Origin of the sequence: Faecalicatena contorta (assembly GCF_021531995.1) — a bacterium.
Classification (GTDB): Bacteria; Bacillota; Clostridia; order Lachnospirales; family Lachnospiraceae; genus Dorea_A; species Dorea_A contorta_A.
This window is the reverse complement of the sequence record NZ_JAFBIZ010000263.1, coordinates 1-1,008: the sequence shown is the minus strand read 5'-3', so window position 1 is coordinate 1,008 and position 1,008 is coordinate 1. Positions and strand designations below refer to the sequence as shown.

At 35.2% G+C, this 1,008-nt stretch carries 2 protein-coding genes; both read left to right on the top strand.

All coding sequences use genetic code 11. The features are described 5' to 3' along the window. Positions 1 to 325: hypothetical protein (locus tag JQM82_RS15830; RefSeq protein ID WP_235251378.1), on the top strand; the 325-nt coding region annotated here is incomplete at its 5' end. Next, positions 316 to 1,008 (top strand): ABC transporter ATP-binding protein (locus JQM82_RS15825; protein WP_235251377.1); only part of this gene is annotated, 693 nt, incomplete at its 3' end. The genes JQM82_RS15830 and JQM82_RS15825, both read left to right, overlap by 10 nt.

Genomic DNA, 1,008 nt, shown 5'->3' with positions numbered 1-1,008 from the left:
AATATGGTCAGACATTTCTAATGTAAGTATGAAATATGGATTCTTGAAAAAAATAGGCATGGAGACCAAAGAAATAAAGAAAAATGTGAAAAAGGAACTTTCGCTTTCTTTATGGATCGCATTTATACTTTCGATTGTAATAAGTGGTGGTGCTTTGAGTTATATTACATGGAACGTTGATTGGCTCTTGAAAAAACAGGTGTTGATAACATTTTTTGCACTGTTATTATTTCAGGCCGGGTACATTATCTTATTGAGAGAGTATGGATGGAGACTTGCTAATCAGCAAATTCAGGGTGAAAGAAGGGAAAAGATATGGAAGTGATCAGCGGAGAGAAAATTGTGAAAAGTTACGGTAAGTTTAAAGTGTTAAAGGGTATTAATTTGAATGTACAGGATGGCGAATTTGTAGGAATTATGGGAAAATCAGGAAGTGGAAAGACGACACTTTTGAAAATTCTGGGACTGATTGAATCTGTAACAGATGGGGCACTTTTATACAAGAAAGATGAAATATCAAAACTGTCAGATAAAGAACTTGCGAGAATACGAAGAGAAGAATTGGGATTCGTATTTCAGGAATTTTATTTGATGGACAGCCTGGATGTTTTTGAAAATATTATGTTGCCTTTCTATATCAGCAAAACGGTAGATGATGCCAAAAAAGAAAGAGCGAGAATGCTGATGAATCAATTCGGGATCAGGCTTTTGGAAAAAAAGATGCCAACCGAACTGTCAGGAGGTGAAAGGCAGAGAGTTGCCATTTGCAGAGCGTTAATAAATGATCCAGAGATTATTTTCGCAGATGAGCCTACAGGAAACCTTGATTCGAAGTCCGGAAAAGTGGTAATTGAAGCGCTGAGAGAAATAAATAAAAAAATGAATAAAACAATTGTCATGGTAACACATGATCCACAAATGGCAAGTTGGTGTGACCGCATTGTATTATTGAAAGATGGAAGAATTATAAATGAATTGAAGAAAAAGATTGATCAAAGTGACTTTTAT